The organism is Bradyrhizobium sp. NBAIM08 (assembly GCF_020193935.1).
GTDB classification, from domain to species: domain Bacteria; phylum Pseudomonadota; class Alphaproteobacteria; order Rhizobiales; family Xanthobacteraceae; genus Bradyrhizobium; species Bradyrhizobium yuanmingense.
Genome location: NZ_JADYVR010000403.1, coordinates 1 through 443 on the forward strand (window position 1 = coordinate 1; position 443 = coordinate 443).

A 443-nucleotide genomic window follows, 5' to 3' on the forward strand; every position below is an offset into this window, starting at 1 on the left:
CAGACATCCATCACGTCAGTGGCTCGGTCGATCCCGTACGTGACATCGAAGTCATTACGACGGAACTCGTGCTTGCCGATTTGGGTGCCTGCCAGAAGCGCCTTGATAAAACCCAGAAGCAGGCTCGCTCCGGCGACAAACTCGCCAAGGCCGAGGTGGCGTTGATCGAAAAGCTCCTTCCCCACCTGGATCAAGGAAAGCCTGCAAGCGTCTTGCCGCTCAGCGACGACGAGTCCACTCTCCTCAAGTCGTTTTTTCTCCTCACCGCCAAGCCGGTCCTCTTCGCCTGCAACGTCCTGGAAGGCGAACTCGCCGCCGCAACGGCCGCGCTCGAGTCTGACGAAATCACGCCGGAAGGCGTCGCCGCCGCGTCGGTCCGGGCGGTCAAAAAATTTGTCGGCTCCCAACTCGCGACGGAGGCGGTCGTCATCAGCGCCCAGATC

The 443-nt window shown here is 61.2% G+C and carries 1 pseudogene; it reads left to right on the top strand.

Going from position 1 to position 443, the window contains the following annotated elements:
- Positions 1-443, top strand: a pseudogene (locus tag I6F37_RS40125) (hypothetical protein); the annotation flags it as partial.